The sequence below is a fragment of the Rhizobium sp. NZLR8 genome, from assembly GCF_019685025.1.
Taxonomy (GTDB): Bacteria; Pseudomonadota; Alphaproteobacteria; order Rhizobiales; family Rhizobiaceae; genus Rhizobium.
In genome coordinates, this window is sequence record NZ_JABDVY010000006.1 from 115,211 (window position 1) to 141,723 (window position 26,513).

General features: G+C 61.8%; 28 protein-coding genes. 14 read left to right on the forward strand and 14 right to left on the reverse strand.

Translation table 11 applies throughout. The features are described from left to right. Nucleotides 1-40 precede the first annotated feature (40 nt). Entirely contained in the window at nt 41-841 is an 801-nt protein-coding gene (locus HJB89_RS15645) for an inositol monophosphatase family protein (RefSeq protein WP_221150166.1), read from the reverse strand. Between the two features lie 214 nt (nt 842-1,055). Here HJB89_RS15645 and HJB89_RS15650 point away from each other — a divergent pair, with 214 nt between their 5' ends. Both HJB89_RS15650 and HJB89_RS15655 read left to right on the forward strand, forming a co-directional pair. Continuing rightward, nucleotides 1,056-1,634, forward strand: a complete 579-nt coding sequence (locus tag HJB89_RS15650) for a TetR/AcrR family transcriptional regulator (RefSeq protein WP_207581716.1) — start codon at nt 1,056-1,058, stop codon at nt 1,632-1,634. A gap of 74 nt (nt 1,635-1,708) precedes the next feature. Next, entirely contained in the window at nt 1,709-2,449 is a 741-nt protein-coding gene (locus HJB89_RS15655; protein ID WP_221150168.1) for a 3-oxoacyl-ACP reductase family protein, read from the forward strand. A 72-nt stretch (nt 2,450-2,521) separates the two neighbouring features. Here HJB89_RS15655 and HJB89_RS15660 read toward each other — a convergent pair whose 3' ends face one another. The 9 genes from HJB89_RS15660 to HJB89_RS15700 form a co-directional block, all read right to left on the reverse strand. After that, entirely contained in the window at nt 2,522-3,619 is a 1,098-nt protein-coding gene (locus tag HJB89_RS15660) for a chemotaxis response regulator protein-glutamate methylesterase (RefSeq protein ID WP_221150169.1), read from the reverse strand. Nucleotides 3,620-3,626: 7 nt separating this feature from the next. Then, nucleotides 3,627-4,484, reverse strand: coding sequence for a protein-glutamate O-methyltransferase CheR (locus tag HJB89_RS15665; protein ID WP_207581719.1), 858 nt, complete (start codon nt 4,482-4,484; stop codon nt 3,627-3,629). 30 nt (nt 4,485-4,514) lie between these two features. After that, on the reverse strand, nt 4,515-4,997 hold the full coding sequence (locus tag HJB89_RS15670) for a chemotaxis protein CheW (protein WP_207581720.1): 483 nt from the start codon (nt 4,995-4,997) through the stop codon (nt 4,515-4,517). After that, nucleotides 4,994-6,802 carry a methyl-accepting chemotaxis protein gene (locus tag HJB89_RS15675; protein WP_221141901.1) on the reverse strand — a complete coding sequence of 603 codons (1,809 nt, stop codon included), beginning with the start codon at nt 6,800-6,802 and terminating at the stop codon, nt 4,994-4,996. Before HJB89_RS15675 ends, HJB89_RS15670 begins: the two co-directional genes overlap by 4 nt. A 209-nt stretch (nt 6,803-7,011) precedes the next feature. Further along, nucleotides 7,012-8,700 (reverse strand): methyl-accepting chemotaxis protein, encoded by a 1,689-nt coding sequence (locus HJB89_RS15680; RefSeq protein WP_221150170.1) that lies wholly within the window; start codon nt 8,698-8,700, stop codon nt 7,012-7,014. A gap of 31 nt (nt 8,701-8,731) precedes the next feature. Beyond that, a complete protein-coding gene (locus HJB89_RS15685; RefSeq protein WP_207581723.1) occupies nt 8,732-9,244 on the reverse strand; it encodes a chemotaxis protein CheW in 513 nt (170 codons plus the stop codon). Continuing rightward, on the reverse strand, nt 9,241-11,295 hold the full coding sequence (locus HJB89_RS15690) for a chemotaxis protein CheA (RefSeq protein WP_221150171.1): 2,055 nt from the start codon (nt 11,293-11,295) through the stop codon (nt 9,241-9,243). Before HJB89_RS15690 ends, HJB89_RS15685 begins: the two co-directional genes overlap by 4 nt. Next, nucleotides 11,292-11,660, reverse strand: a complete 369-nt coding sequence (locus tag HJB89_RS15695) for a response regulator (RefSeq protein WP_003552634.1) — start codon at nt 11,658-11,660, stop codon at nt 11,292-11,294. The genes HJB89_RS15690 and HJB89_RS15695 overlap by 4 nt, the downstream gene beginning before the upstream one ends. Next, a complete protein-coding gene (locus HJB89_RS15700) occupies nt 11,657-11,986 on the reverse strand; it encodes an STAS domain-containing protein (protein WP_221131812.1) in 330 nt (109 codons plus the stop codon). Before HJB89_RS15700 ends, HJB89_RS15695 begins: the two co-directional genes overlap by 4 nt. Nucleotides 11,987-12,327: 341 nt before the next feature. On the opposite strand from HJB89_RS15700, the gene HJB89_RS15705 reads away from it, so the two are divergent. Continuing rightward, complete coding sequence (locus HJB89_RS15705) at nt 12,328-14,070, forward strand: chemotaxis protein (protein WP_221116409.1); 1,743 nt, start codon at nt 12,328-12,330, stop codon at nt 14,068-14,070. Nucleotides 14,071-14,188: 118 nt separating this feature from the next. Here HJB89_RS15705 and HJB89_RS15710 read toward each other — a convergent pair whose 3' ends face one another. Both HJB89_RS15710 and HJB89_RS15715 read right to left on the reverse strand, forming a co-directional pair. Beyond that, nucleotides 14,189-15,271 carry a tetratricopeptide repeat protein gene (locus HJB89_RS15710; protein ID WP_207581727.1) on the reverse strand — a complete coding sequence of 361 codons (1,083 nt, stop codon included), beginning with the start codon at nt 15,269-15,271 and terminating at the stop codon, nt 14,189-14,191. Nucleotides 15,272-15,281: 10 nt separating this feature from the next. Next, nucleotides 15,282-15,935 (reverse strand): thiamine phosphate synthase, encoded by a 654-nt coding sequence (locus HJB89_RS15715; RefSeq protein ID WP_207581728.1) that lies wholly within the window; start codon nt 15,933-15,935, stop codon nt 15,282-15,284. Nucleotides 15,936-16,042: 107 nt separating this feature from the next. Here HJB89_RS15715 and HJB89_RS15720 point away from each other — a divergent pair, with 107 nt between their 5' ends. Together HJB89_RS15720 and HJB89_RS15725 are read left to right on the forward strand one after the other, a co-directional pair. After that, nucleotides 16,043-16,807: a sulfite exporter TauE/SafE family protein gene (locus HJB89_RS15720; RefSeq protein WP_207581729.1), complete on the forward strand. Its 765-nt coding sequence runs from the start codon at nt 16,043-16,045 to the stop codon at nt 16,805-16,807. Nucleotides 16,808-16,900: 93 nt separating this feature from the next. Then, on the forward strand, nt 16,901-17,161 hold the full coding sequence (locus HJB89_RS15725; protein ID WP_164008189.1) for a helix-turn-helix transcriptional regulator: 261 nt from the start codon (nt 16,901-16,903) through the stop codon (nt 17,159-17,161). 205 nt (nt 17,162-17,366) lie between these two features. On the opposite strand, the gene HJB89_RS15730 is transcribed toward HJB89_RS15725, so the two are convergent. Next, complete coding sequence (locus HJB89_RS15730) at nt 17,367-17,540, reverse strand: YdcH family protein (protein WP_007631579.1); 174 nt, start codon at nt 17,538-17,540, stop codon at nt 17,367-17,369. A gap of 228 nt (nt 17,541-17,768) precedes the next feature. On the opposite strand from HJB89_RS15730, the gene HJB89_RS15735 reads away from it, so the two are divergent. The 6 genes from HJB89_RS15735 (at nt 17,769) to HJB89_RS15760 (ending at nt 21,741) form a co-directional block, all read left to right on the forward strand. Beyond that, nucleotides 17,769-17,972, forward strand: coding sequence for a YdcH family protein (locus tag HJB89_RS15735; protein ID WP_164008191.1), 204 nt, complete (start codon nt 17,769-17,771; stop codon nt 17,970-17,972). 16 nt (nt 17,973-17,988) lie between these two features. Beyond that, entirely contained in the window at nt 17,989-18,483 is a 495-nt protein-coding gene (gene purE, locus HJB89_RS15740) for a 5-(carboxyamino)imidazole ribonucleotide mutase (RefSeq protein ID WP_221150232.1), read from the forward strand. Further along, nucleotides 18,480-19,556 carry a 5-(carboxyamino)imidazole ribonucleotide synthase gene (locus tag HJB89_RS15745; RefSeq protein ID WP_221150172.1) on the forward strand — a complete coding sequence of 359 codons (1,077 nt, stop codon included), beginning with the start codon at nt 18,480-18,482 and terminating at the stop codon, nt 19,554-19,556. Before purE ends, HJB89_RS15745 begins: the two co-directional genes overlap by 4 nt. A gap of 163 nt (nt 19,557-19,719) precedes the next feature. Continuing rightward, nucleotides 19,720-19,845: a type B 50S ribosomal protein L36 gene (gene ykgO / locus HJB89_RS15750; RefSeq protein WP_003566454.1), complete on the forward strand. Its 126-nt coding sequence runs from the start codon at nt 19,720-19,722 to the stop codon at nt 19,843-19,845. Between the two features lie 109 nt (nt 19,846-19,954). After that, nucleotides 19,955-20,569, forward strand: coding sequence for a hypothetical protein (locus HJB89_RS15755; RefSeq protein ID WP_221150173.1), 615 nt, complete (start codon nt 19,955-19,957; stop codon nt 20,567-20,569). A 116-nt stretch (nt 20,570-20,685) separates the two neighbouring features. Further along, the gene (locus HJB89_RS15760; RefSeq protein ID WP_221150174.1) at nt 20,686-21,741 is read left to right on the forward strand and encodes an alpha/beta hydrolase; all 1,056 of its coding nucleotides are present in this window, start codon (nt 20,686-20,688) and stop codon (nt 21,739-21,741) included. A 108-nt stretch (nt 21,742-21,849) separates the two neighbouring features. On the opposite strand, the gene HJB89_RS15765 is transcribed toward HJB89_RS15760, so the two are convergent. After that, on the reverse strand, nt 21,850-22,566 hold the full coding sequence (locus tag HJB89_RS15765; RefSeq protein WP_221150175.1) for an SDR family oxidoreductase: 717 nt from the start codon (nt 22,564-22,566) through the stop codon (nt 21,850-21,852). Nucleotides 22,567-22,681: 115 nt separating this feature from the next. Between HJB89_RS15765 and HJB89_RS15770 the strand changes: the two genes are divergently transcribed. The 3 genes from HJB89_RS15770 to HJB89_RS15780 all read left to right on the forward strand — a co-directional run bounded on the left by HJB89_RS15770 (nt 22,682) and on the right by HJB89_RS15780 (nt 26,446). Next, nucleotides 22,682-23,536, forward strand: a complete 855-nt coding sequence (locus HJB89_RS15770) for a helix-turn-helix transcriptional regulator (protein ID WP_207581734.1) — start codon at nt 22,682-22,684, stop codon at nt 23,534-23,536. 73 nt (nt 23,537-23,609) lie between these two features. After that, nucleotides 23,610-25,346: a gamma-glutamyltransferase gene (gene ggt / locus HJB89_RS15775; protein WP_221150176.1), complete on the forward strand. Its 1,737-nt coding sequence runs from the start codon at nt 23,610-23,612 to the stop codon at nt 25,344-25,346. Nucleotides 25,347-25,471: 125 nt separating this feature from the next. Continuing rightward, entirely contained in the window at nt 25,472-26,446 is a 975-nt protein-coding gene (locus HJB89_RS15780; RefSeq protein WP_221116413.1) for a threonine/serine dehydratase, read from the forward strand. Nucleotides 26,447-26,513 lie beyond the last annotated feature (67 nt).

Here is a 26,513-nt window from a genome sequence, read left to right on the forward strand (position 1 = left end):
GCGAAAACCGTGACTTTACAACAGCCAGATTTTCGTTCGCCTACCTGGCGGGAATTGGTCGCTTGACGACTTCGATCAACGCCTTGTGGATAGCTTCGTTGCCGGCGACGATCGCTCCGCTCTCCAGAATGGCCGTCCCACCGTCCCAATCGGTGGCAAACCCACCGGCTTCGCGGATGAGCAGGATGCCGGCTGCCACGTCCCAGGGCGCAAGCTCCACCTCCCAGAAACCGTCGAAACGCCCCGCCGCGACATAGGCGAGGTCGAGCGTCGGCGAACCGAGGCGGCGGATGCCCGCCACTTCGCCCATCACGTGGCGAAGCTCGACCAGAAACTTGCCGTGATTGCGCTTGCCGAGCGCCGGCACGCCGCAGCCGATGACGCAATCCGACAGCGCGCGGCGCGCGGCGACGCGCAGGCGCCGGTCGTTGAGGAAGGCGCCGCCGCCGCGCTCGGCGGTGTAGAGCTCGTCGGTCGCCGGATTGAAGACGACGGCGGCAACGATCTCGCCGTTGCGTTCGAGCGCAATCGAGACAGCGAAGGCCGGGATGCCGTGCAGGAAGTTGGTCGTCCCGTCGAGCGGGTCGACGATCCAGCGATGCGCCCCGTCCGTGCCCTTGATCTCCTCACTTTCCTCACCGAGGAAACCATAGGTCGGACGCGCCTTGAGCAGCTCTTCTCTGACGATCTTTTCGGCCTTGCGGTCGGCGGTGGAAACAAAGTCGCCCGGTCCCTTCACGGAAACCTGCAGGTTCTGCACTTCGCCGAAATCACGTCCCAGCGATTTTCCTGCCTTGAGGGCAGCCTGAACCATGACATTGAGAAGAGCTGAACGGGCCATTGGCGCATTTCCTTGGGACTGATACGGGGTGCGCGCTGCCAGGGGCGGGAAGTGTCCCTGAACATGCATGACAGGCAGCGCTGCAAAGATTGGCGGCCTCAAGACCACAAAATCAGGGAAATTTCAAGGGGACACACGCATGGCTGCCCTGCGGCGCCAGAAACCATCAATTTTATTCTGGACAGATCAGTCCAATAACGGTAAAAGCTTTGACATGGCACGACACAAGGAATTCGATCGCAACATCGCACTTCACGCCGCAATCGGCGTATTTTCCGAGCACGGCTATGAAGGCACCTCAACCGAGAAACTGCTGACGGCGATGAAGATCAGCCGGCAAAGCATGTACGACACATTCGGCGACAAGCGCGGTCTCTATCTGGAAGCGCTGACACGCTACAATACCGAAAGCACCGGCAAGATCATGGCCGATCTTCACCGCGAAGGCCGGCCAATCGAGGCACTGGAAGGCGCGCTCGTCGCCTTCGCCTCGCGCCCCGCCGCCGAGGCGCGGCGCGGCTGCCTCGGCGTCAGCGCCATCTGCGAATTCGGCCGCACCGATGCCAAGATTGCAGCTCTTACCGACAGCGCCGGCCACGCGCTTCACTCGGCGATCGAGAGCCTTCTCGACGAGGCTCAAAGGGCCGGAGAACTCGGAACCGATATCGATATCGCCGACGCCATTCAATTTCTCGGCTCTGCTCTGTCGGGCATGAAAATCAGCGCCCGAAACGGCGCCTCACCCGATATACTTCGCGGCATCGCACGCATGGCAATCAGAAGCCTCCGCTGACGAAAGGGCACCACCGAGGTGACTTTTCCATGATCAATTCTAGACTGATCGATCTAAAAACAAAGGAAACCTGCATGTCTCAATCTCTTTCAACCAAGATCGCCCTCGTTACCGGCGGCGCACGCGGCATCGGTGCCGCCATCGTCCGAAGGCTCGCCGCTGATGGCGCAGCCGTCGCCTTCACCTATTCGAGTTCCGAGCACAAGGCGAAGGCGATCGTCGCCGAGCTGGAGGCTGCCGGCAGCAGGGCGCTGTCGATCCGGGCCGACAGTGCCGATGTGAAAGCCGTGCAGGACGCAGTCGCACTGACAGCCGAGCATTTTGGCGGGCTCGACATTTTCGTCAGCAATGCCGGCATCCTCATCCTCAACCCGCTCGACCAATATTCGCTCGAGGATTTCGACCGCATGTTCGCCGTCAATGTCCGGGCCGCTTTCGTCGGCATCCAGGCAGCGGCTAAGCACATGAAGGAGGGCGGCCGCATCATCACCATCGGCAGCGTCACCGCCGATCGCAGCGGCTTTCCGACATCTTCGGTCTACAGCATGACGAAGGGCGCGATCGCCTCGATGACCCGCGGCCTTGCCCGCGATCTGGGCTCGCGCAGCATCACCGTCAACAATATCCAGCCCGGCCCGACCGCAACCGATATGAACCCCCACGAGGATGATCACGAGCGCCTCAAACCGCTGATGGCGCTCGGCAGACTGGGCGAAGACCGCGAGATCGCCGGTCTTGCCGCCTATCTCGCAAGCGCCGAAGCCGGCTTCGTCACTGGCGCTAGCCTGACGATCGATGGAGGATATCTCGCCTGATCCGGACGGAGCACATAAAAGCCGGCGGCATGGCGATATCGCCGGCTTTTTCGCGTTCGGTCGAAACGGACCTCAGAACTTCTGCTGCGTCATCAGCACTTCGCGAGCGATCTGATCGAGCGGCAGGATACGGTCGACGCCGCCCTTGGCGATCGCCTCCTTCGGCATGCCGAAAACAATGGAGCTCGCCTCGTCCTGCGCCACCGTGTAGGCGCCGGCCTGATGCATTTCCAGCATGCCGCGCGCACCGTCATCGCCCATACCGGTCATGATGATCCCCATGGCATTCGAACCGGCCGAGCGCGCTGCCGAACGGAAGAGCACGTCGACGGAAGGCCGGTGCCGCGACACCAGCGGCCCGGTCTTCACGCTCACATAATAACGCGCATCCTGGCGTTCGAGCAGCATGTGCTTGTCACCAGGTGCGATCAGCACATGGCCGCGCAGCACCGGATCGCCATCGACGGCTTCCTTGACCTCGACCTCGCAGAGACCGTTCAGCCGTTTGGCGAAGGCCGCGGTGAATTTCTCCGGCATATGCTGGACGATTACCATGCCAGGCGCATTTGCCGGCAGTTCTTCCAGGAACTCGCGCAGCGCTTCGGTGCCGCCGGTGGAAGCGCCGACGCAGACCACCATCTCCGTCGTCTTCGCCATGGCCCGCCCCGTCGGCGGCGGCAGCATCACATCCGCCGTCAGCTTCTTGGCCGGCCCCTCCGCGGCAGCCGAGCGGATGGTTCCGGCGGCCCTCCGCGCGTTGGAAAGCCGCGCATGCGAGGCGCTCTTGACGACTTCGCGAATACGCATGGCATCTTCGGCGAGGCCGTCGGCGGCCCCGATCTTCGATTTCAGAATGACGTCGACGGCACCGGCCTCCAGCGCCTGGATCAGGGTTTCCGAGCCCGCTTCCGTCAGCGACGAGCACATCACGACCGGGATCGGCCGCTGCGCCATCAGTTTGCGCAGGAAAGTGATGCCGTCCATGCGCGGCATCTCCACATCGAGCGTGATGACATCGGGGATCTCCTCCTGCAGCTTCCGCGCCGCCATGAACGGGTCGGATGCCACCGCCATGATCTCGATATCGGGATCCTGCTCCAGCACATGCGCCAGCGTCTGGCGGATGCTGGCGGAATCGTCGATAATCAGTACGCGGATTTTCTTAGCCATGAAGCCTCTAGATACGCTGAAACACCGTGTTCGAGACCTGCTTCAACGGCAAGTCGAAGCCGGTGATCGATTCGGAATGACCGATGAACATGTAGCCGCCCTTCGCCAGGCAGTTGCAGAGGCGGTTGAGCACGCCGGCCTGGGTCTGCTTGTCGAAATAGATTAGCACGTTGCGGCAGAAGATAATGTTCATCGCCTCGCCAATCGGGTATTTCTCGTCCATCAGGTTCATGCGGGCAAAACCCACCCTGCTGCGCAGTTTCGGCGTGATGCGCACCTCCCGCCGACCCGGCTGTTTGGCTGTCAGCACGTATTTGCGCTGCAGGTCGCGCGGCACGGGCGCGATCAAATCCTCCGGATAAATGCCTCGGCGCGCCGTCTGCAGCACGTCGGTGGAAAGGTCGGTGGCAAGCACGTTGTAGGAGACGTCGCTGCGGCTTTCGGCGAATTCGGCCAACACCATCGCCATCGTATAGGGCTCCGCCCCCGTCGAACAGGCAGAACTCCAGGTGCGGATGGTTCGCACGCCGCTATTGGCGATCGCCGGCAACGCCACTGTCTGCAGATAGTTGAAATGCTTGGCTTCGCGGAAGAAGTCGGTCTTGTTGGTTGTGACCACATCGATCAGGTAGACGGCTTCCTGGGCGAGGCCGTCATGATCGAACAGGAAGTCGCAATAATCATCGAAGGTCGAATGGTTGGTCGCACGAAGGCGGCGCCTCAGCCGCCCTTCGAGCATCGTCAGCTTGGTCGGCGGCATCTTGATGCCGCTATAGTCGTAAATGAACCGGGCAAGCTTGTCGAAATTGCGCTTGCTGATCCGGTCGCCCGGCAATTGGGTTTCCACCGCTGCTGCCATACTCATAGAACGCCGTACTCCAAGTTGATAACGCGGTCAGGCGGCCGATTGCAGCGCCGAGGCGTCCTCGCGCGACAGCAACCGGGCAAGATCGATGATGACGACGAAGCCGTTTTCGCGGCGAACGACGCCGGCAATATAATCCGAGCGCCAGCGCACGCCGATGTCGGGGGCCGCCTCGATCTGCTCGCGCCGGAACGGCGTGACCTCGAAGACGCGGTCGGCGACAAGGCCGAGCGTCAGCAGCCGGCTTTCCATTGGCACGTCGAGCACGAGCACCCGTGTGTGCGGCGTCGGCACGGTCTTGGCCATGCCGAGCTTCAATCGAAGATCGATCGTCGGCACGCCCTGCCCGCGCACATCGCGCAGGCCGAGCAGATAGTCGGGACCATTCGGAATCTTGAAAGCTTCCGCATAGTCGAGGATTTCCCGTACCACCTCTACCGGCACGGCGAAGATCTCCTCGCCGAGGCTGAAGGTCACGAATTGCGCTTCCAGAGATGTCGTGGCCATGATCATGCGCTTTCCTTGAATTCGGCGTCCCCATCATCGGGACCGCCCATGGAGAGATCGAGAGCGAAACCTTTCAGCCGCGCCTGCTGGCCAGAGATGCTGTTGGCGGCCGACTTCTTAGCGCTGGGCTTGCGGCCGGCGACGGGAGCCGGGCTGCGGACCGTCATACGGGCAGCCGGCATGCGGGACGGACGGTTGCCAGCGGCATCGACCTTGAAGAAGGCGATCGACGCCTGCAGTTCTTCGGCCTGGGAGGCGAGCTCCTCGGAGGTTGCCGACATCTGCTCTGAGGCGCCGGCATTCTGCTGCGTGACCTTGTCGAGCTGCTGGATCGCTTCGTTGATTTGCGAGGCGCCGATATCCTGTTCGCGGCAGGCGGCACTGATCTCGGAGACCAGCTCGGCCGTCTTGCGGATGTCGGGGACCAGCCGACCGAGCATGTCGCCGGCTTCCTGAGCGGCCTTGACCGTATCGCCCGACATCGAGCTGATTTCGGCGGCCGCCGATTGGCTGCGTTCGGCAAGCTTGCGCACCTCCGAGGCGACCACCGCAAAACCCTTGCCATGTTCGCCGGCACGGGCAGCTTCGACGGCGGCATTCAGAGCCAGCAGATCGGTCTGGCGGGCGATCTCCTGGACGATGCCGATCTTCTGGGCGATGGTGCGCATGGCGTCGACCGCACGCGTCACCGCTTCGCCGCTCATCTCGGCATCCTTGGCCGACTGGCGGGCGATCTTTTCGGTCTGCGCCGCGTTGTCGGCGTTCTGCTTGATGTTGGCGGCCATCTCCTCCATCGAAGCGGAAGCCTCTTCGGCCGAAGCGGCCTGTTCGCTCGCGCCCTGCGAAACCTGCTCGGAGCTCGAAGACAGTTCCTGGCTGCCGGCCGAAACATTTTCCGCGGCCGCGGCCGCATCGGAGACCACGCCGCGCAGGCGCTCGACCATCTGCTCGAGCGCTATGCCGAGCATATCCTTGTCGGAAAGCGGTTTGGGCGACACCGTCAGGTCGCCGTTCGAAATCTGGTTGGCGATCTCTGCGGTGTTGCGAAGATTACCCGTCATGACGTTGATCGTGTTGACGAGATCCTTGATCTCGTCGTTGCTCTTGATCTCGGCCTTCTGGTTCAGGTCGCCTATGGCGACCGCGTTGGCAACGTTCATGATCTTGCGCAGGCCGCTGTTGATTCCGAGCGCGATCCACAATGCGGCGGCAAAGGCGATGACGGAAGCGGCGATAGCGATGCCGATCAGCAGGTTCTTGGTGGAGCCATAAAGGCTTTCGGTGTCGTCATCGGCCTGCGTCATCGCCTTCTGCTGCTGCGTAACGAGCGCCGCGAAGACGTCTTCCAGTTCCGCGACGAGGGCGCGAACCTCTCCTGACGACAGGGCATTGGCCGCTGCTCTGTCACCACTTTCCTGGATGGAGGCAACCTGGTGGGAGCCTTCGGTGAAGCGCTTGGCCAGTTCGATCAGCCTATCCCACATGGGCTTGCCGTCAGCAGTTGCAAGCTGTTGGCCGCTCGCCGCGAAGGCGAGCATTTCATCCATGCTCCTCGCCGAGTTCTGATAATTCTTCCTGGCCACCTCGGGATCCATTTCCAGAAGGGCATTCTTCTGCCAGCGAATGCCATTGAGCTCCGCGGCTTTTGCTTCCAGGGCCAGTTCCAGGTTCTTTGCGGGACCCGAGATGAGGTTGCCGACGGCATCGTTGAGTGAACTGAGACTGATGATCCCATATACCGCGCTGCCCACCAGCAACAGTATGACAAAGCCGAATGCGGCTGCGAGCTTAAGTTTAATCGTAATACGCATCTCAATGTTCCTCTCTGAGAGCGAGGCAATAAATATGGACCAAGGGGCGCGGCATCATGCAGCAAAGAAATTCTGGTAGGCGAAGACATGCCACGGAAGGAAGTTGACAGACTTCCATGCCGGCATGCGCGTGCCGGAAGCGTGTGTCGCGGGCGAGCTGACTGGCCCACGACAATTCGCACGAGAGCGCATAGCGCTTCCCCAGGGAGCTATGCGCTCTCCCTGAACTCGTCATCGGCCGTGTCGGGACCACCCATCGACATGTCGAGGGCAAATCCCTTCACGCGGGCCTGCTGACCGGCGACCGTATTGGCGGGTGACTTGGTGCCCGGCTTGCGCGGTACGGGCTGAGGCCGGCTGCGGACCGCGGCTTTTGCAGCTGGCGCACGCTCACGGCGCCCGCCCACCATATCGACCTTGAAGAAGGCGATCGACGTCTGCAGCTCTTCGGCCTGCGAGGCTAGTTCCTCGGAAGTTGCCGACATCTGCTCGGAGGCACCGGCATTCTGCTGCGTCACCTTGTCGAGCTGCTGAATCGCCTCGTTGATCTGGGCAGCCCCGATATCCTGTTCGCGGCAGGCGGCACTGATCTCGGAAACCAGCTCGGCCGTCTTGCGGATGTCGGGCACCAGGCGGCCGAGCATGTCGCCGGCTTCCTGAGCGGCCGTCACGGTATTGCCCGACATGGCGCTGATTTCGGCAGCGGCCGATTGGCTGCGTTCGGCGAGCTTGCGCACCTCGGAGGCGACGACCGCAAACCCCTTGCCGTGCTCGCCGGCGCGTGCTGCTTCCACAGCAGCATTAAGGGCGAGAAGGTCGGTCTGGCGGGCGATTTCCTGGACGATGCCGATTTTCTGGGCGATCGTGCGCATGGCTTCGACGGCGCGGGAGACGGCTTCGCCGCTGGCTTCCGCGTCCTTGGCCGATTGACGGGCAATCTTCTCGGTCTGAGCGGCGTTGTCGGCGTTCTGCTTGATGTTGGCGGCCATCTGCTCCATCGAAGCGGAAGCCTCTTCGGCCGAAGCGGCCTGTTCGCTGGCGCCCTGCGACACCTGCTCGGAGCTCGAAGACAGTTCCTGGCTGCCTGAAGAGACGTTGTCGGCGGCCGACAGGGCATCGGCAACGACGCCGCGCAGGCGTTCGATCATAATGTTGACGTTGCCGAGAAGCTCGCCGATTTCGTCGCGGCTGGTGATATCGGCCATCTTCGTCAGATCGCCTTCCGACACTTCGCGAACCACGGTATTGGCCCGGCTAAGGCCCTTGCTGATCGTGCTGGCGATCCAGAAGGCGGTAATGGCCGCAATCAACAGGGCAAAGGCAGCCACCGCCATCATCATCGTGCGTGTGGTCGCGTACTGCGCGTCGGCGCTATCGTCCGCAGCCTTCATGCGCTGCTTTTCGAGTGCCAGGATTTCGCCGAGCGTCGAGTCGATATCGTTGGCGGCGGCCCGGGCTGCCGTGACAGAGATGGTATTTGCGCCTTCGGCGTTACCGGCCTTCACATAGTCGCGGATCTGGTCGTCGGCTGCATTGAATGTCTTGGAAAGTTCGGCGATGCGCGCCCAGCGAACCTTGCCTTCTTCCGTTGCCAGCGCCAGCACCTGGCTGAAGGCATCGGTGAATTCCTTGCGGGCCTGATTGCCCTTTGCGATCGCACCGGCCGTCTCGTCGGCAGTGCGGGCGGTGAGCAAGTTTTTCTGCTGACGAATGGCCTCGAGCTGGGCGATGTTGATTTGCTGCGCCAGGTCGAGACGGGCTGCCGGACCGGCGATGAGATTGCCGATCGTATCGTTCAGCGATCCAAGGCTGACGATGCCGTAGGCAGCGGTGCCCATCAGCATGAGGATGATGAAGGTGAACGCGGTCACCAGTTTTGTCTTGATGGTCAATCGCATCGGTTTAACCCCAACCTGAACTCAGCCGACATCAGCTGGCGGCTCCCGCCGCATTGCGCCTCGATGAAAAAATCGCCTGCAGATTCGGGAGAATGATGAATTCTCCGCCCCTCTTCACCAGGCAGTTGATATAGTCGGCGCGCCAGCGCATGCCGATGCTCGGCGGCGCTTCGCTCGCGGTCTTTGCAAGCGTCGTCACCTCGTTCACCTTGTCGGTCCTGAGGCCGACGAGCGTGTGCTCGCCTTGCAGATCGATCTCGATGACGATGATGCGGCTGTCGATCGTCGCCTCTGCGGCTTCCATCCCGAAGGCGAGACGCAGATCAGCGAGCGGAATGACCTTGCCTCGAAAGTTGATGACGCTGGCAACGAAGGGCTGGCTGCCTGGCACCGCAGTCTCGGGAAGCAGATCCAGGATCTCCTGGACGATGACCGCTTCCAGCGCGAAGGTTTCGCCGTTGAGATCGAAGGTTAGAACCTCGACTTCCTCGGCATAGCTCCAGTGATTGTCAAATCGTTCGGCTGTCGTTGCTGTTGCGCTCATCCTGCTACACGCAATTGCGCCTCCTGTTGCTGGCCCGCGGCAACCAGGTGCCCGACGTCGAGAATGAGGGCGACGCTGCCGTCGCCGAGAATGGTGGCGCCCGAGAATGTCGCGACGTTATTGTGCAGTTTCGACATCGACTTGATGACCGTCTGGTGGTCGCCGATGATCTGGTCGACGACGAGGCCGACACGCTCCGTGCCGGTCGAGATGACGACGACCTTTTGATGTACGTCGGGCTTGGTGCCAGTGCGGAAGAGATCGCGCAGGCGCAAGAACGGCACCAGGCTGTCCCGCAGCGAGATGAAGCTGCGGCCGCGCGAGCGGAGATCTTCCTCGAGCGACAGTTCGAGGCATTCCTCGACCGCCGAGAGCGGGATGACGTAGCGGCCGGAACCGACGCGCACCAACAGGCCATCGATAATGGCGAGCGTCAGCGGGATGCGTAGCGACACTTCCGAACCCTGCCCCGGCACGCTGACGATGTCGATCGCGCCGCGAAGCGCTTCGACCGTCTTCTTGACCACGTCCATGCCGACCCCGCGGCCGGACAGATTGGTGATCGCCGCGGCCGTCGAGAAGCCGGGAGCGAAGATCAGCTGCAACAGCTCAGAGTCGGAAAGCGGTTGGCCGGGCTGGATGAGGCCGGAGGATTCCGCCTTGGCGCGAACCCTTTCACGATTGATGCCGCGACCGTCATCCTTAATCGAGATGATCACTTCGCCGCCGGCCTGACGGGCCAAAAGCGTCACCGTGCCGGCTTCGGACTTGCCGGCGGCAAGGCGATCGGCGGGCGTTTCGAGGCCGTGATCGATCGAGTTGCGCACAAGATGCACCAAAGGATCGGCCAGACGTTCGATGACCGTTTTATCGACCTCGGTGCTCTCGCCCTCGGTCACCAGCTCGATCACCTTGCCGGTCTCGCGGGCGAGATCGTGGACGAGGCGGCGGAAACGGGAGAAGAGGGTGGCGACGGGCACCATGCGCAGCATCATCATCGTGTCGCGCAATTCACCGGAGAGACGTTCGATTTCTTCCGAGACGGAGCGCAGCGCGATATCGCTACTGGCGCTGGCGAGCTGGCTGAGACGCGATTGCGCGATGACGAGCTCGCCGACGCGATCCATCAACTCGTCGAGACGTTCGGCCGGAACGCGGACATTCTCGGTCGCCTTCGCCTGGCTGACGGCGGCGGGCGCCTCGCGCTTGGCCGAAACCGCCTCGACAGGACGGAATTCCGGGACGGGTGCTGCAGGAACGGCCGGCGCCGATGCTGCAGCGCCATGTGCGGCTGCCTTTTCCGCGGCCGGGGCGGCGGTTGCCGCTGCCGCGCCATCGATATCCTCGACGCTGAGCTCCATATCGTCGAGCACGAAGATGAAGACGTCGTCGATCGCCGAGCGGTCCTGCTCACTGGTCAGCGTCACGTCCCAGGAAATGTGGAGTTCCGTCGGAGTGAGCTCGTCGAGCGGCGGAATGGCCGAGGTGTTGGCGCGCACGGTGCATTCGCCGAGATCGCGCAGCTCGTCCAACAGGCCGAGCGGGTTGGTGCCGTTGGCCATCGAATTGGCGGGCAGGCTGAAGTGGATGCGCCAGCTGTTTTTCTTCTTCGCCGGTGCCTCGCGGATGGCAGCGACTACAGCAGCAGCGGCCGGCGCTGCAGCAGTCGGCGTCTCCTTGCCGCCGACGGCAGCCTGCAGCTGCGCCAGAAGCGTGCTGCCGGTATCGCCGTGATCGGCGTCCGGCTGGTCGACGAGGGCACGCATATGGTCCTGGGCGGCAAGAACGGCGGCGACGAGTTCACTGGTCGCCGCGACCTCGCCCTTGCGGACGCGGTCGAAGGCGGTTTCGCAATGATGAGTGAAGGCGGCGAGCGCCTCGAAGCCGAACATCGCGCCGGAGCCCTTGAGCGTGTGCAGCCCGCGAAAGACGGCGTCGACGAGATCCTTGTTGTCGAGCTGGTGGGTCAGGTCGAGAAGACCAGCCTCGATCGCTTCGAGGCATTCGGCGGCCTCTGTGCGGAAGACGGCGACAGGATCGAGCGTACTCATCGTCCGAGAACCTTCTTCACGATCTTCACCAGACTTTCCGGGTCGAACGGCTTGGTCAGCCAGCCCGTCGCGCCGGCAGCCTTGGCGCGCGCCTTGAGATCGGCGTCCGATTCCGTCGTCAGGAAGATGATCGGAACCCCGGCCTGTGCCGGCAGTTTGCGCAGTTCCTCGATCATCGTCAGCCCGTCCATGACAGGCATATTCAGATCGGTGACGATCAGATCGAAGCTGCTGCCCTTGGCCGTCGCCAGGCCCTCGGCCCCATTGACCGCCTCGGTGACGCTATAGCCGGCATTGGTCAGCGTGACTTTGGTCGTCAGACGAATGCTGGCGGAATCGTCGACAGTCAGGATATTTGCACTCATAACGACACCTCTTTATGCAACCAGAAATTTGCGTCTTCTTGATCGAAGGATTCGATGAAACCTGAGCGCTCAAGTACGTTCAGGACAGAGCCGCTAGCCGGGGAAGAAAGCCTGAAGGTCTTTCCATGGGATTTTGCTTGTCGCCGCGAGGATTCGATGAGTTGAACGAAGCTCAGATCTGCTTCAGCGCCTTCCGGAATGCTAACGATGATTGTATCGCGGCTATGAAATTCGTTGAAAATCTTGGAGAGTAGTTCGGACACGTTGCGAATGCTGAGCACGCCCGGCAAATTTATAGATTCGTAATATTGTTTCGGAGTATCCAATGCAGCCTCCTGGGCCAGGGAAATACTTGAGGACCCTAAAAGGACTCTCATGGCAGCGTTAACGCAGGGTAAACAACGGTTGTAGAAAACCGCCGTATAGCGCGCCGCGCGACTCTCAATTCTCATCCGGGAAAAGTTGTATTTTTCTCTCAAAATTTAGAAAAAAATAAAGCAAAAACAGCATGTTGAATTGATCTCTCGGCCGTGACGCTTCGTGCCGAAGCGCCATCCACATCTTTCGTTAATCACAACGCTGGCGAGTCCGGCGCGTTTACCGGACGTTTCCATCCTGCCCGTAAAAATAGAGTCAAATCGCCTGTGTTCTAAGAAAAGGTATAAAAGTGGCACACGCCCTGGTAACATCGAACGCTGCAACCTACACGTCAGGGCGGGACATCAGCCAGACCCTGGAATCCGCCCGCAGCCAGGTCGAGGAACGCTTCCTCGAAGGCGGCACCGTGCTGCTGTCGGTGATGGATGTCCTCAACCGCTTGCTGAATTCGCTCGAGAGCGTCACCACGACGCTCGACAACAAGGAAGCGAGCGACACCAGCGCCGATCTCAGCGCCACCGTGGAGAGCCTGACAGCGCTGCCGGTCACCGAAGAAAACCGTCAGCAGGCGCTCGTCTCGCTGGCGCATACCGGCAGGGAGCTACGCAAGCATGTCTCCGACATGCAGGAGACGATGCGTTATCTCAGAACCTTCGCCGTGACCGTGAAGATCACCGGTGCCGGCCTTGCCGAATTCGCCGGCTTCGCCCAGGAGATCCTGGAGCGCATTTATTCCGGCACCGATGAGGTCAACCGCTTCGCCACCCATCTCGACAGCCTCGACAAGGAGGTGAAGCTCGCAGCCTCTTTCGGCGCCAGCGTTTCCAAGGGATATGCCGATACCGTTCCGGCGGTTGCCGGAGCCCTGCGCGATGATGCAGCCAAGATCGCCGGGCACCGCAAAGATCTCGGCGTCATCGCCCGCGACGTCGGCGCAATTGCACGCGCCGTCCAGAGTAAAGTCGCCTCGACTCTATCGGCCCTGCAGATCGGCGACATCACCCGCCAGCGCATCGAGCATGTGCAGGCCACCTTTTCGCTGCTTGACGATTTCTTTGCCGGCGAGGATGGCGCAAGCCTCGACGCCGGCGCGCGCCAGCGCCTCCAGAACATCATTCACCATTTGACCGCAGCGCAGATGAGCGACATGTGCGCAAATTTCCAGCGGGATTCGGAGAACGTCGTCAAGACGATAGCAAGTTTCGACCACGATATGCGGGAGATCCTCAAGCTGCGCGATCAGATGAGCGGCGAGAGCGGCGAAGCCGGCGGCAACTTCATGCGCGCGCTGGAATCCAGCGTTTCGGCCGCCCACGAAATCGTCAAGCAGGTCGATACGGCAAGCCGCCAGGCCGACCAGGTGAGCCAGTCGACGATCGGCACGGCCGCCAAGCTCTTCGAGGCGATCGGCAACATCCGCGCCGTCAAGACCGACATTCACTATATGGCTTTGAATACCAACCTGCGCTGCAGCCGCCTCGGCGAGGAAGGCAAGTCGATCAACGTTGTCACCGCCGAACTACGCATCTTTGCCGGCAAGCTCGATGATTCCGCCGACGCCATCGTCAACGGCCTGCCGGCGCTCGAAGCCGCGGCCGGGCGGGTCGCCCCCGCCACGGACGCCGAGCCTGGCGGCCTGGGAGAAAGCCTGACGTCGGCCGTCGGCAACATCCGCTCTGCGGCCAACGCGATGGAAAACGAGCTGAAGGTACTCGCCGAGAACGGCCGCGAGGTCGCCACCAAAATCAGCCTGCTGATTGGCAAGCTCGATTTCCAGCATGATCTCGGCGAAGTCCTTGCCCGCTGCGCCGATCTGCTCGAAGGCGTTGCCGGCACCGATATCGCCGATATCTCCGACCTCGCTGAGGTGATCGCGCCGCTCGATCGCAAAATCTTCAAGCACTATACGATGGCCCAGGAGCGAAACATTCATCGCGACATCATCCCGGCGAGCGAAGACAGCACCCCCGCTCCAGCCGAGATCGGCAAAGCCGAAAACGACGAGGATCTGTTCGCCGACGCGCTTTTCTAGAGCAAATTCAAACAAAGTGCCCGGTGGTTCTGGGATAACGACATCCGTAAAAACAATAAGCTAAAGCGCGACAAGCGAATCTGAAGATCGCGACGCGCTTCAGTTGGACGTGCGCCTGCTATCGCCGCCGGAACTTGTTGGCCGCCTCGATCGCCGCTTTCTGCTGATCGTCCTCGATGCCGAGATAGAAATCCTCAAGCGACGGATCGGCGAGCCCAGCCCGGCGCGACAGGACGTACCACTTCGCCGCCTCGACCGGATCGGGCGCCGTGCCGATGGCGTTGATATAAAGGTGGGCGAGCTTGTTCTGTGCGGCGACGTTGCCGCCATTGGCGGCAAGTTTCAGCCATTCGAAGCCCTTGACGTAATCCTTCGGTCCGCCGACGCCGTTGACGAGCCAGATCCCGAGATCGAGCTGGGCCGTGTCAAAGCCGGCGCGCGCCGCACGTGCCATCCACTCTCGGGCGAGCTGTTTCTTTTCCTCCGGCAAGTCCTTCAGCGTCGAATAGATCTGCGCCACGGCATATTGCGAATCGGCAATGCCCTGCTCGGCCGATTTCTCGTAGAACGGCAGCGCAAGCCTCAGCCCCTTCTCGCCGGGATTGTCGGCGATGAGAAGCTGCGCCCAGTTGAATTCCGCCGAAGGATTGCCGGCTTCGGCCGCCTTGCGCATGTAGTCGTCGGCCTTGACCTTGTCGCGCGGCACGCCTTCGCCTTCCATCAGGATCAGCGCATACTTGAACATTGCCGCCGCATCGCCGCCTTCGGCCGCCTTGCCGTACCAGAAGGCAGCATTCTTCACGTCCTTCTTGACACCGAGGCCCTGCGAGAGGATTTCGCCAATCAGCGTCTGCGCCGCCGCATCGCCGAGCTGGGCGCGCGGCAGCGCCTTGTCCATAGCCGTCAGATAATAGCCGCGCTGGAAGGCGCCGTAAGCCTCGTCGACCGGCCCCTTGTAATCCTTCTCCGGCGGCAGGTCAGGCAGCTTCGCACCCATGCGGTCGAACACGCCGACACCATCGGAAGGCCTCACCACCGGACCGGAGGGCCGGTCGGTGCGGAAAGTCGAAGCCGGCGCCGAGCCCGGCTGGCTGATGACGCTGTCGGTGGCCTGCGCCAGGACGACATCCGGCCCGGCCGCAACGAGGGCGGCCATGCTGGCAAGGATAAATTTCAACAGGGGGGCGGTCGGGATCGGCATGAGCGCGATTTCAATCCTCAAACCGTGGCGCTTTTTCGTCAAGCAGCGCGTTGACTTCGGCGACGATCGATGGCGCTCGGGTGGGTTCGCCGAAGACTGCCAGCCGCAGTGCCACGAACTCCGCTCCGGTCTCGGCGACGGCAAGCGCCGAAGCAGGATCGGTGCCACCCATGACAATGCAAGGAATCTCGATCATCGAGGCCCACCATTCGCCAAGCGCAAGGTTCTTCGGATGGGCCTCCGGCTTGATATCGCCGTCGAGCTTGCCAAAAAAGATATAGTCGGGCCTGACTTCGCCGATCTGCAGTGCATTGTGGCGGTCGGCTGCGTTACCGCCGCCGACGATCAGCTTCGGCGCATGTTTTTCGATCGCTTCCGAAAGCGCCTCGGCATTGCCGGAAAGGTGCAGGCCATCGGCCTTTGCCCGTCCCGCCACACGGCTGTCGCCTGAAATTAGCGCGGCCGCTCCGGCACTCTGGATCAGCGGCACCAGTTTTTCCGCATGTTTCTGGAAGGTGCCATCGTCAAGCCCGTATTGCGGCACGATCACCGAGGCGACATCGCCGCCCCTCAGCGCGTCGGCAACGATCCTTGCCTGTTCATCGGCATCGGCGATATCAGGTGTGATGAGCACAAGGCGGCAGCGGTTTTCCGGTTCGGTCATGGGGTCTTTCCGTTTCCTGCGAATTCCCCTTCGAAAGGAGGGATCCGCACTCGTTTTGTGTGAGTAGTTCCGTTAGACGAGGCTTGCAAGAGGAGGACGTCGAAAGCATGCCGCAGGATTTGTCATTCTACTACGCCGCCGTGCCCGCCGTTCTGCTGGTAGGCCTCGCAAAGGGCGGTATGGGCGACGCTTTGTCGCTGATCGGCCTGCCATTCCTCGCCCTCGTCGTCTCGCCGGTCGAGGCGGCGGCGATCCTGCTGCCGATCCTGGTCTTCATGGACATGATCTCGCTCGTCATCTGGCGCAGACATGGCGACTGGGCGACGCTGAAGATCATGCTGCCGGGGGCAATCTTCGGCATCGCGCTCGGCTGGGCGACTTCGGCGCTCGTTCCGGGCAATATTCTGCGCATCGTCATCGGCGCGGTGACCATTCTCTTCTGCCTGCGCTATTTCTGGAACAATTACGGCCCGGGCGCCGGCAAGATAATCCCGCCGCGCGGCCAGCGACCGGTGGCCGCCGGCCTCTGGGGCACATTTTCTGGTTACGGCAGCTTTGTCGCCCATGCCGGCGGTGCGCCCTTCCAGATCTATGCCCTGCCGCTCAAGCTACAGCCGCGCGAATATACCGGCACAAGCGTGCGCTTCTTCGCGATCCTCAACGCCATCAAGCTGATCCCCTATTTCGCGCTCGGCCAGCTCGACACCCAAAATCTTGCGACCTCCGCGACGCTTCTGCCCTTCGCTCCGCTCGCCACCATTGCCGGCGCCTGGTGCGTGCGCCGTATGAAGCCGGCGATCTTTTATCCGTTCATGTATGCGATGGCCCTGATCGCCGCCTTCCTGATCGTGCGCGAGGGTCTTGGCTGGTAGAGTCGGCAATTCTAAGTGTAACAGCGGCGCTGTAGTACGCTGCAATGCACAATTTCCTTGCTGGACCGGCCGGTTTGCCGTAGCGTTCCCGCCATGTCGAACACGGACCCTTTCTCTGCGATTGCCGATCCGAACCGGCGGTTTCTGCTGGAGGAACTGCGCCGCGCGCCACGGACAGTCAACGAGCTCGCCGAGGGTCTGCCGATCAGCCGCCCGGCCGTGTCGCAACATTTGAAGGCGCTGCTCGAAAGCAATCTCGTCTCAGTGACCTCTGAAGGCACGAAGCGCATTTACACTGTCAATAACCGCGGATTCGACAAGCTTAATTTGTGGCTCGATCAGTTCTGGGCTTGATGCCTGCTCCCGCGAGACTGTGGGACATGATGCTTATGATGCACCGCTGCTCAAAGCCTACGACCCAAAAGCGCCAGCCGCGATGCTGCAGGCATCGGGCTGGCGCAAATCTGGTGTAAAATCACCGGTTCTTGCTGATTTCAGGCGGAATGGATGGATTTACCTTTTCGTTCGCAAGATGGTCGACCGGCGACCCTTGGGAAGATCAGTGGACGGATGACTTGAGACGCATAATCTCGTCCTTGATGCGCAACTTGCGGCGCTTGCATTCGGCAATTTCCGTATCGGAGATAGAGGGAGCTGTTCTGAGCGTATGCAACTCCTCCTCAAGAGCGACATGCTTTTTCTGGAGTGATTCAAGATGAGCTTGAACTGTCATTTGACCCTTCCTTCCTCTTACCCTCCCCGGCCATCATCGTCGGGGATCAAGGTGTCAACGCGGCGGACTGTGACATATTTTTGAAGGCTTGTCGAAGGCCAAAAGATGGAGACTGGATGGCAATTTCATGATCAAGACTAACTAGCCGTTACCTGTATTTGGTGATAGGAGCTTGCGGAAATCATCGGCAGATCGGACAAGGTCCGAGGACGATAACGGGGAATGCATATGGCCGATCAGGAACAGGCGGAAATCAGGCTCATTGTGGCGCGTCTGCGCCAGGAGCACGAGGATTTCGACGCCGCGATCAACGCCATGATCCAGATAGGATGCGATGCTCTGCGGGTCCAGCGCATGAAGAAGAAGAAGCTTGTCATCAAGGACAGGCTCTCCAAGCTGGAAGATCAGATCATCCCTGACATCATCGCCTGAGGGGATAGCAGCAATGATGACAGACAGACCGTCCGTCGCCATCATCATGGGCAGCCAGTCCGACTGGGAGACCATGAAAAACGCCGCCGACACACTGGAGGCGCTGGAAATCCCTTATGACGCGCGCATCATTTCGGCGCACCGCACACCCGACCGGCTGTTCAATTTTGCCAAGGGCGCCCGCACGGAGGGCTTCAAGGTCATCATCGCCGGCGCCGGCGGCGCCGCCCACCTGCCGGGCATGGCCGCATCGATGACGCCGCTGCCGGTTTTCGGGGTACCGGTCCAGTCCAAAGCCATGTCGGGCCAGGACAGCCTTCTTTCCATCGTGCAGATGCCGGCCGGCATTCCTGTAGGAACGCTCGCCATCGGCAAGGCCGGCGCGGTCAACGCTGCCCTTCTCGCCGCCGCCGTACTTGCCCTTTCCGACGAAGAAATCGCCGACCGGCTCGACGAGTGGCGCGAGCGCCAGAGTGCTGCGGTCGCCGAATACCCGATGGACGACCTATGACGGCAAGAACGATCGGCATCATCGGCGGCGGCCAGCTCGGCCGCATGCTGGCCATTGCCGCCGCCCGGTTGAATTTTCGCACGGTCATTCTCGAACCGCAGACGGACTGCCCGGCCGCCCAACTCGCCAACCGGCAGATTACCGCCGCCTATGACGATCCGGCGGCACTCGCCGAACTCGCCGATGTCTGCGATGTCGTTACCTACGAATTCGAGAACGTGCCCGTTAAAGCCGCCGAAACGCTCTCGGCCAGCGTGGCCGTCTATCCGCCGCCCAAGGCGCTGGAGGCCGCCCAGGACCGCCTAGTCGAAAAACGTTTTCTCAACGGCTGCGGCATAACCACCGCCCGCTTCCACGCGATCGACAGCCAGACCGATCTCGAAATGGCGCTTGAGGATTTCGGCGGCCAGGGCGTGCTGAAGACCCGCCGTCTCGGTTATGACGGCAAGGGCCAGAAGGTTTTTCGCTCAGTGGCCGACAGCCCGGATGGCGCCTATGCCGCGCTCGGGGCCGTGCCGCTCATCCTGGAAAGCTTCGTCGCCTTCGAGCGCGAGATCTCGATCATCGCTGCGCGCGCCACGGACGGTACGGTCGTCTGCTTCGATCCCGCCGAGAATGTCCATCGCAGCGGCATTCTCTACACCTCGACGGTTCCCGCTACGATCTCGCCGACGACGGCGGACGCCGCGCGCCGATCGGCCGAAAAGATCCTCGCAGCATTGAACTATGTCGGCGTCATTGGCATCGAATTCTTTGTGCTTGCCGATGGCGGCCTGATTGCCAACGAGATGGCGCCGCGTGTCCACAACTCCGGTCACTGGACGGAGGCCGCCTGCGTCGTCAGCCAGTTCGAGCAGCATATCCGCGCCGTTGCCGGAATGCCTTTGGGAGACGCTGGACGTCATTCCGACTGCATCATGCAGAACCTGATCGGCGACGATATCCTGGCCGTTCCCAACTGGCTGCAGCGTCCGGATACGCTGGTTCATCTCTACGGCAAGACCGAGTGGCGCCCCGGCCGCAAGATGGGTCATGTCACCACCTTGACGCCGAAATCGCCGGTTTTAGCCTGAGAAAACACCTTTGCGCCTTTGGAAAAACACCGTCATGCGGTTGACACGGAAAAGGTGACGGGGTATCTGCTCCCCACCTAAACAGCGCGCCCGATGGCGCGCTTTTGATTGTTAAAGATACGGGCGAATGTGAATTCCCCCATAGAGATCGCGGATCAGAAAAATGAAGATCAAGAATTCGCTCAAGTCGCTCAAGGCTCGTCACCGTGACAACCGTCTGGTTCGCCGCAAGGGCCGCATCTATATCATCAACAAGCTGAACCCGCGCTTCAAGGCTCGTCAGGGCTGATTTCGCGCGCCCGGATCGCCTTGCCGCGCAGTTGCGCCAGCAGATATATCCGGTGGTCGCTGCGGTGATCACGTCAAATTTGTTTGATCTTCGGCGTTGGCGGGCTAGTATGTCCGCCATGCGCTTTTTTGCTTTGACGTCAGCGGCGTTGCCGCTCGCCCTCATCCTCCTAACCTCCGCCTTTCCGGCTGCTGCGGCGGAAAAGGATGTTATCGTCGAGCAGACGGATGTCGCCAATTCGCCGAAGCAACACCTCGACCAACTCTTCAGCCAGCTGAAACGCGAGCGCGACCCCGACAAGGCCAACGGCATCGCCAATGAGATCCGCATGGAATGGAACGATTCCGGCAGCGCCACCGTCAATCTGCTGATGCAGTGGGCCGACAAGGCAATCGAGGAAAAGCGCAATCCCGCCGCCCTCGATTTCCTCGACGAGGCGATCGCGCTGAAGCCCGATTATGCCGAAAGCTGGAACCGTCGCGCCACGCTGAACTTCGTCATGGGCAATTATCGCAAATCGATGTCGGACATCGAACACGTGCTCGATCTCGAGCCGCGCCATTTCGGCGCGCTCTCCGGCATGGCGGCGATTCTCAGCAACTCCGGCAACGACCAGCTGACCTTGAAGGCTTGGGAGCGTTTCCTCGATGTCTATCCCGCCGAGCGCACCGCCCAGGAACAGGTCAACACGCTTGCGGAAAAACTCGCCGGCAACCGCACCTGATCTCGGCTCGCCGATCTTGACCTCCAGCCAAGCCGCGCAATTTAGAACTGTAGACGGGAAACGACGCAGCGCGTCCGCTCTCGGCAAAGCCGCCGCAACTATCGGCCGTTAAGATCATGTTTGCAGAAGTTTCCGCTCTTCTCGCCCCGCTCGCCGCCGCCATCGGTTACTCCTCCTATAAGGCGCGGCAATTCGAATATGCCTATCCGAATATCGGCGAACTGACGGATGTTGGCGGTTACCGCATGAATGCCGTCCATATCGAGCGTCCCGAAAATGCCGATCTGCCGGCCCTCGTTTTCATTCACGGCGCCAGTGGCAACTTGCTTGACCAGATCGTTGCCTTCCGCGCTGCGCTCGAAGGCAGGGCGGAAATGCTGTTCGTCGATCGTCCCGGCCACGGTTATTCCGAACGCGGCGGTCCTGATAACGCGGTTCCCTCCGGTCAGGCCGATGCGATCGCCAGGCTGATGGAAAAGCGCGGCATCGAAAGGGCTGTTATCGTCGGCCATTCCTTCGGCGGTGCGATCGTAGCCGCCTTCGGTCTGCGCCATCCCGATAAGACATCAGGCCTGCTCTTCCTCGCACCCGCCACCCACCCTTGGCCCGGCGGCATCGACTGGTATTATCACGTGGCAACTGTGCCGATCGTCGGCTGGCTCTTCAACCACGCGATCGTCGTGCCGTTCGGGCTGAGCCGGCTGGAACGCGGCACCCTGAATATTTTCCGCCCCAATCCGCGCCCGGTCGATTACATCGAAAAGACCGGTCCTTCCTTGGTGCTGCGGCCGAGCACCTTCCACAACAACGCCGCCGATTTCAAAAAACTGCTTGCCTATGTGAAGGAACAGTCGCCGCTCTATGCGCGGATCACCGCGCCGACCGTCATCATAACAGGCGACAGCGACGAGATCGTCTGGGAGCACCTGCATTCGCGCGGCCTGGCCCGCGACATAACAGGCTCCGAGCTCATCACCGTTCGCGGTGTCGGCCACAAGCCGGATTATCTCGCAACCGACGTCGCCATCGCCGCCATCGAGAAGATGGCCGGCAAGCCACGCGACCTGCAGGCAATCGCCCGCAGAGCCGAGGAGAGGCTCGCCGCCGCATCACGCGATCAGACGCTTGGAATCGTACCCTCGTTGGGGCCTGGCGCCCAGACGGGCGTATGACCTCTCCGGCTCGCGTTTCTCGGCGGCAACGCTGCAGTCCTTTGTTTTTATGCATGTCGTTATCCCGGAACCGCTGCACACTTCCGGGCAACATGCATTAAACCTGCATCAGGCGCTGAGACGCACACCGCCGTCGCAGGTGATGACGTGGCCGCTCATGAAGCCGTTTCCGATCAGGAAGGCGATCGCCTCCGCGATGTCCTCGGGCCTGCCGACGCGGCCGACCGGCGTGCGGCTGGCAAAGTCCGCAAACACGCCGCCACGCTGCTCGGGCGGCAGGAAACCCCACCACGGCGTATCGACGACCCCAGGTGAAACGCCGTTGACGCGCAGCGGCTTCAATTCGGCGGCCAGCACCGGCACCATCGCCTCGATGCCGGCATTGACGGCCGCAAGGCCAGCCGTGCCGGGCATCGCGGCCTGCGCGCTGACCGCCGAAACGAAAGTGATGCTGCCGCCCGGCTCAAGCACTGGCAATGCCGCCTGCGCCGCCGCGGCATGCGGAATGAGCTTGCTCTGGAACCCGGCAAGCAGATCCGCCATGTCGAGCGTCGCAAAAGGTCCGGCGCCGTGACCACTGCCCATCGCCAGCACCAGATGACCGAACGCGCCAATTCCGGCGAAGGCCTGCCCGAGTGTGGAAAAATCCGTCGCATCAAGCACGAGGCTGCGCATATCGCCGTCGAGCGATGCTTTTGCTGCGGCAAGCTTTTCGCCGTCGCGGCCCGCAATGGTGACCGTATATCCCTGTTTCAAAAGTAATTTCGCCGTGGCGAGGCCGATGCCGGAAGAGCCGCCGATGACGACGACATGCTGTAAAGACATGATGCTGCTCCTAAATTAATCGAGCCGCAGGCGCTTCGACCACCAGCGACGCCTGCATCATGCGCCGCCTGGAAACGTCAAACAGTTCTGTTTTTATCCTGGTATCGATACTGATATGATCCCTGGCATGGACCAGAGAGCCGACACATTCGAAGCCCGCCGCCGTGAATTCGCGGCCTTCCTGCGCTCTCGTCGCGAGCGGCTGACGCCGTTCGAGGTCGGCTTGCCAGAGGGTTTTCGGCGACGCACGCCGGGTTTGAGGCGTGAGGAGCTCGCCATGCTCGCCGGCGTCGGCACTACCTGGTACACATGGCTGGAACAGGGCCGCGACGTCCGCCCCTCCGCACAGGTGCTCAATGCCCTTGCCGATGCGCTGCGTCTCGACGAGGCCGAACGCCAACATCTCTTCACCCTCAATGACCGCCAGGCGTCGCAGACAGTATCCAGCATACCCGAATGCGTCGACGAACCGCTGCAGCGTATACTCGCCAACCTCACGCACCAACCGGCCTATGTGCTTGGCCGCCGCTGGGATGTGCTCGCCTGGAACCGCGCCGCCGAAGTACTCTTCGGCGGTTATGACACGCTCGACCGTGACGAGCGCAACATCATGCATCGCCTCTTCGCCGACCCGACGCATTGTCGGCTCCTCGTCGATTGGGAGGCGGTTGCCCGCGTCTCGCTGGCGATGTTTCGCGCCGACAGCGCGCGTTATGCCGGTGATCCGGATTTCGAGCGACTGATCGCCCTGCTGAAACAGGCAAGCTCTGAATTTCGTGACTGGTGGCAGCGCCACGAAGTCGTCAGCCCGCTGTCGGGTATCAAGCGCATCGACCATCCGGTAAAAGGCCGCATGTGCTTCGAGCATACAGCGCTGACGCTGACGAGCCGGCCGGAGATGAAGCTCGTTGTCTATACCCCGCTGGATGATGAGGACACCAACCGGAAACTCGCCGAGCTTCTCGCCTAAAGCCAAACCTTGCATTGCCTCGGGCCGCCGCAGCCCCATATGCTTCCCATCATTGTCCACTAGAGGGGAAGTCATGGGCCGCCTGCATATTGGGACGATCTCCGTCATATCAGCCCTGTCGCTGTGCCTGACTCCGGCGCTCGCCGCCTCGCCTGCCCCTGTCGAAGCCGAGCACGGCATGGTCGTCACTGCCCAGCACCTGGCGACCAATGTCGGCGTCGAGGTGCTGAAGGGCGGCGGCAATGCCGTCGATGCAGCCGTCGCCGTCGGTTATGCGCTGGCGGTCGTCTATCCCTCGGCCGGCAACCTCGGCGGCGGCGGCTTCATGACCATCCGCCTGAAGGACGGCACGAAGACCTTCCTCGATTTTCGCGAACGTGCGCCGCTCGCCGCCACGAAGACCATGTATCTCGATGCCAAGGGCGATATCGTGCCGCGCGCCAGCCTCGACGGTTATCTTGCCGTTGGCGTTCCAGGCTCCGTCATGGGCTTCGAAACCGCCCGCGAGAAATACGGTACAAAGTCGCGCCAGGATTTGATCGCACCGGCACTGCGCTTCGCCACGGAGGGCTTCACGCTGGAACAGGGCGACGCCGCGAGCCTCGCCGGCAGCGCCAAGCGGCTCGCCAAAGACGAGGCGGCGGCGAAGATCTTCCTGAAACCCGACGGCAAACCTTATGCATCGGGCGAAAAGCTCGAGCAGCCCGACCTTGCCGCGGTCCTGGCAGGCATCTCCCAAAAAGGTCCGGACGCCTTCTATAAGGCAGCACCCGCCGAGGCGATCGTCAAGGCAAGCCAGGCCAAGGGCGGCATCCTCGCCAAGGAGGATTTCGAGCAATATGCCGTGCGCGAGTTGAAGCCGGTCGAGTGCAATTATCGCGGCTACGACATCATCTCCTCACCGCCGCCTTCCTCCGGCGGCGTCATCATCTGCGAGATCCTCAACGTTCTCGAAAATTATCCACTTTCCTACCTGGGCTACGGTTCAGCCGACACCGTCCATGTCATGGTCGAGGCCATGCGCTATGCTTATGTCGATCGCAATGCTGCGCTCGGCGACCCCGATTTCGTCGAGAATCCGGTCGAAAAACTCATCGACAAGGCCTATGCCAAGGAAATCGACGCCAAGATCGATCCCTACAAGGCTGGCACTTCCGCCAACCTCAAACCGCTCGGCGGCAAGGAAAGTACCGAGACGACGCATTATTCGATCATCGACGACGAGGGCAATGCCGTTGCCGTCACCTATACGCTGAACGGCTCCTTTGGCACCGCCGTCGTGGCACCGGGCACCGGCGTCCTGCTCAACAACGAGATGGACGATTTCACCTCCAAGCCCGGCGTGCCGAACCTCTACGGCCTGGTGCAGGGCGAAGCGAATGCCATCGCTCCGAAGAAGACACCGCTCTCCTCGATGAGCCCGACGATCGTCACCAAGGACGGCAAGCCCTTCATGGTGATCGGCAGCCCCGGCGGCTCGCGTATCATCACCATTACGCTGGAGGCGATCCTCAACGTCGTCGATTTCGGCATGGATATCAGCCAGGCGGTGAACGCGCCGCGTATCCACCATCAATGGCAGCCCGACAAGGTCTATCTCGAACCCTATGCGCTGTCGCCCGATACGGAAAAGACCCTCGCCGCCATGGGCTACAGCTTCGATGGCGGCAATGACGCGCCGCTCTGGGGCCAGGCCGCCGGCATCCTCGTCGGCGGCAAAAGCCTCGCCGCCATCAAAAAGGGCGGCGGTGCGCGGTATAATGGGGCCATGGACAGCCGCGCGGCGGAGGGTTCGGCCAACGGCTACTGACGTCGGCAGCTTGCAGCGAGCGGCAAACGCGATGCACCATTCATGTCACGGTGACAAAGTCGCCGTTCACAAGTCGCTTGCCGCACCCTAAGCAAGAGCGAACCCGCAAGCAGGACGATTCCCGAATGGTCAGCATTGAAATGATTGTCGCCGCCCGCGCCCGTCTGCGCGGTCACATCAGGCGTACGCCGCTTCTCTCCTCCCCCTTCCTCAACGAAATCGCCGGCCGGCGCCTGTTCGTGAAGGCGGAATGCCTGCAGCATTCCGGCTCGTTCAAGTTTCGCGGCGGCTGGTCGGCCGTCTCCGGCCTCGATCCGGCCGTGCGCGCCAAGGGCGTCATCGCCTTCTCCTCCGGCAACCATGCCCAGGGCGTCGCGCTTGCCGCAAAGCTGCACAATGTGCCCTCGGTCATCATCATGCCGAGCGATGCGCCGAAGCTGAAGATCGCCAACACCCGCGCCTTCGGCGCCGACGTCGTCCTCTACGACCGTGTCAATGAGGATCGCGACGAGATCGGCGCGAGGCTTTCGGCCGAGCGCGGCCTGACACTGATCAAGCCTTTCGACGAACCGCTGGTAATCGCCGGTCAGGGCACGACCGGTCTGGAGATTTCAGAGCAGGCGGAAGAGGAAGGCGTGACGTCAGCTGAAGTCCTCGTTCCCTGCGGCGGCGGCGGATTGACCTCCGGCATCGCGCTCGCACTCGAAGCCAGCGCCCCCGGCTTTCGCGTCCGCCCCTGCGAGCCCAAGGATTTCGACGACACCACCCGCTCGCTCGCCTCCGGCAGGATCGAACGTAATGCGTCGACAGCAGGCTCGATCTGCGATGCGATCCTCACGCCGCAGCCTGGCAATATCACCTTCCCGATCCTCAAGCGTCTCGCCGGCGCCGGCATCGTCGTCACCGACGATGAGGCGCTGCGCGCCATGGCGCTCGCCTTCGTCAGGCTGAAGATCGTCGTCGAGCCCGGCGGGGCGGTGGCGCTTGCTGCCGCCCTCTTCCATGGCGAGGCGCTGGAAAGCGACACCGTCGTCGCCGTTACCTCAGGCGGCAATGTCGATGCCGATATCTTCGCCATGGCGCTGGGACGCTTCGGCTGAGATACCGTGTCGGCGCAGGCTGTAAACGGCCTCGGATTTCAGGAACGCCCGTGACCCGTCCGCAGCA

Coding starts and splice junctions, on each gene's coding strand:
- HJB89_RS15665 (WP_207581719.1), bottom strand. CDS start 4,484: ATGAGTATGGCAGCAGCGGTGGAAACCCAATTGCCGGGCGACCGGATC.
- HJB89_RS15675 (WP_221141901.1), bottom strand. CDS start 6,802: ATGCGTATTACGATTAAACTTAAGCTCGCAGCCGCATTCGGCTTTGTC.
- HJB89_RS15770 (WP_207581734.1), top strand. CDS start 22,682: ATGATCCCTGGCATGGACCAGAGAGCCGACACATTCGAAGCCCGCCGC.
- HJB89_RS15650 (WP_207581716.1), top strand. CDS start 1,056: ATGGCACGACACAAGGAATTCGATCGCAACATCGCACTTCACGCCGCA.
- HJB89_RS15725 (WP_164008189.1), top strand. CDS start 16,901: ATGTCGAACACGGACCCTTTCTCTGCGATTGCCGATCCGAACCGGCGG.
- HJB89_RS15755 (WP_221150173.1), top strand. CDS start 19,955: ATGTCCGCCATGCGCTTTTTTGCTTTGACGTCAGCGGCGTTGCCGCTC.
- HJB89_RS15745 (WP_221150172.1), top strand. CDS start 18,480: ATGACGGCAAGAACGATCGGCATCATCGGCGGCGGCCAGCTCGGCCGC.
- HJB89_RS15670 (WP_207581720.1), bottom strand. CDS start 4,997: ATGATCATGGCCACGACATCTCTGGAAGCGCAATTCGTGACCTTCAGC.
- HJB89_RS15730 (WP_007631579.1), bottom strand. CDS start 17,540: ATGACAGTTCAAGCTCATCTTGAATCACTCCAGAAAAAGCATGTCGCT.
- HJB89_RS15760 (WP_221150174.1), top strand. CDS start 20,686: ATGTTTGCAGAAGTTTCCGCTCTTCTCGCCCCGCTCGCCGCCGCCATC.
- purE (WP_221150232.1), top strand. CDS start 17,989: ATGACAGACAGACCGTCCGTCGCCATCATCATGGGCAGCCAGTCCGAC.
- HJB89_RS15765 (WP_221150175.1), bottom strand. CDS start 22,566: ATGTCTTTACAGCATGTCGTCGTCATCGGCGGCTCTTCCGGCATCGGC.
- HJB89_RS15710 (WP_207581727.1), bottom strand. CDS start 15,271: ATGCCGATCCCGACCGCCCCCCTGTTGAAATTTATCCTTGCCAGCATG.
- ykgO (WP_003566454.1), top strand. CDS start 19,720: ATGAAGATCAAGAATTCGCTCAAGTCGCTCAAGGCTCGTCACCGTGAC.
- HJB89_RS15780 (WP_221116413.1), top strand. CDS start 25,472: ATGGTCAGCATTGAAATGATTGTCGCCGCCCGCGCCCGTCTGCGCGGT.
- HJB89_RS15645 (WP_221150166.1), bottom strand. CDS start 841: ATGGCCCGTTCAGCTCTTCTCAATGTCATGGTTCAGGCTGCCCTCAAG.
- ggt (WP_221150176.1), top strand. CDS start 23,610: ATGGGCCGCCTGCATATTGGGACGATCTCCGTCATATCAGCCCTGTCG.
- HJB89_RS15735 (WP_164008191.1), top strand. CDS start 17,769: ATGGCCGATCAGGAACAGGCGGAAATCAGGCTCATTGTGGCGCGTCTG.
- HJB89_RS15685 (WP_207581723.1), bottom strand. CDS start 9,244: ATGAGCGCAACAGCAACGACAGCCGAACGATTTGACAATCACTGGAGC.
- HJB89_RS15715 (WP_207581728.1), bottom strand. CDS start 15,935: ATGACCGAACCGGAAAACCGCTGCCGCCTTGTGCTCATCACACCTGAT.
- HJB89_RS15655 (WP_221150168.1), top strand. CDS start 1,709: ATGTCTCAATCTCTTTCAACCAAGATCGCCCTCGTTACCGGCGGCGCA.
- HJB89_RS15695 (WP_003552634.1), bottom strand. CDS start 11,660: ATGAGTGCAAATATCCTGACTGTCGACGATTCCGCCAGCATTCGTCTG.
- HJB89_RS15680 (WP_221150170.1), bottom strand. CDS start 8,700: ATGCGATTGACCATCAAGACAAAACTGGTGACCGCGTTCACCTTCATC.
- HJB89_RS15690 (WP_221150171.1), bottom strand. CDS start 11,295: ATGAGTACGCTCGATCCTGTCGCCGTCTTCCGCACAGAGGCCGCCGAA.
- HJB89_RS15720 (WP_207581729.1), top strand. CDS start 16,043: ATGCCGCAGGATTTGTCATTCTACTACGCCGCCGTGCCCGCCGTTCTG.
- HJB89_RS15660 (WP_221150169.1), bottom strand. CDS start 3,619: ATGGCTAAGAAAATCCGCGTACTGATTATCGACGATTCCGCCAGCATC.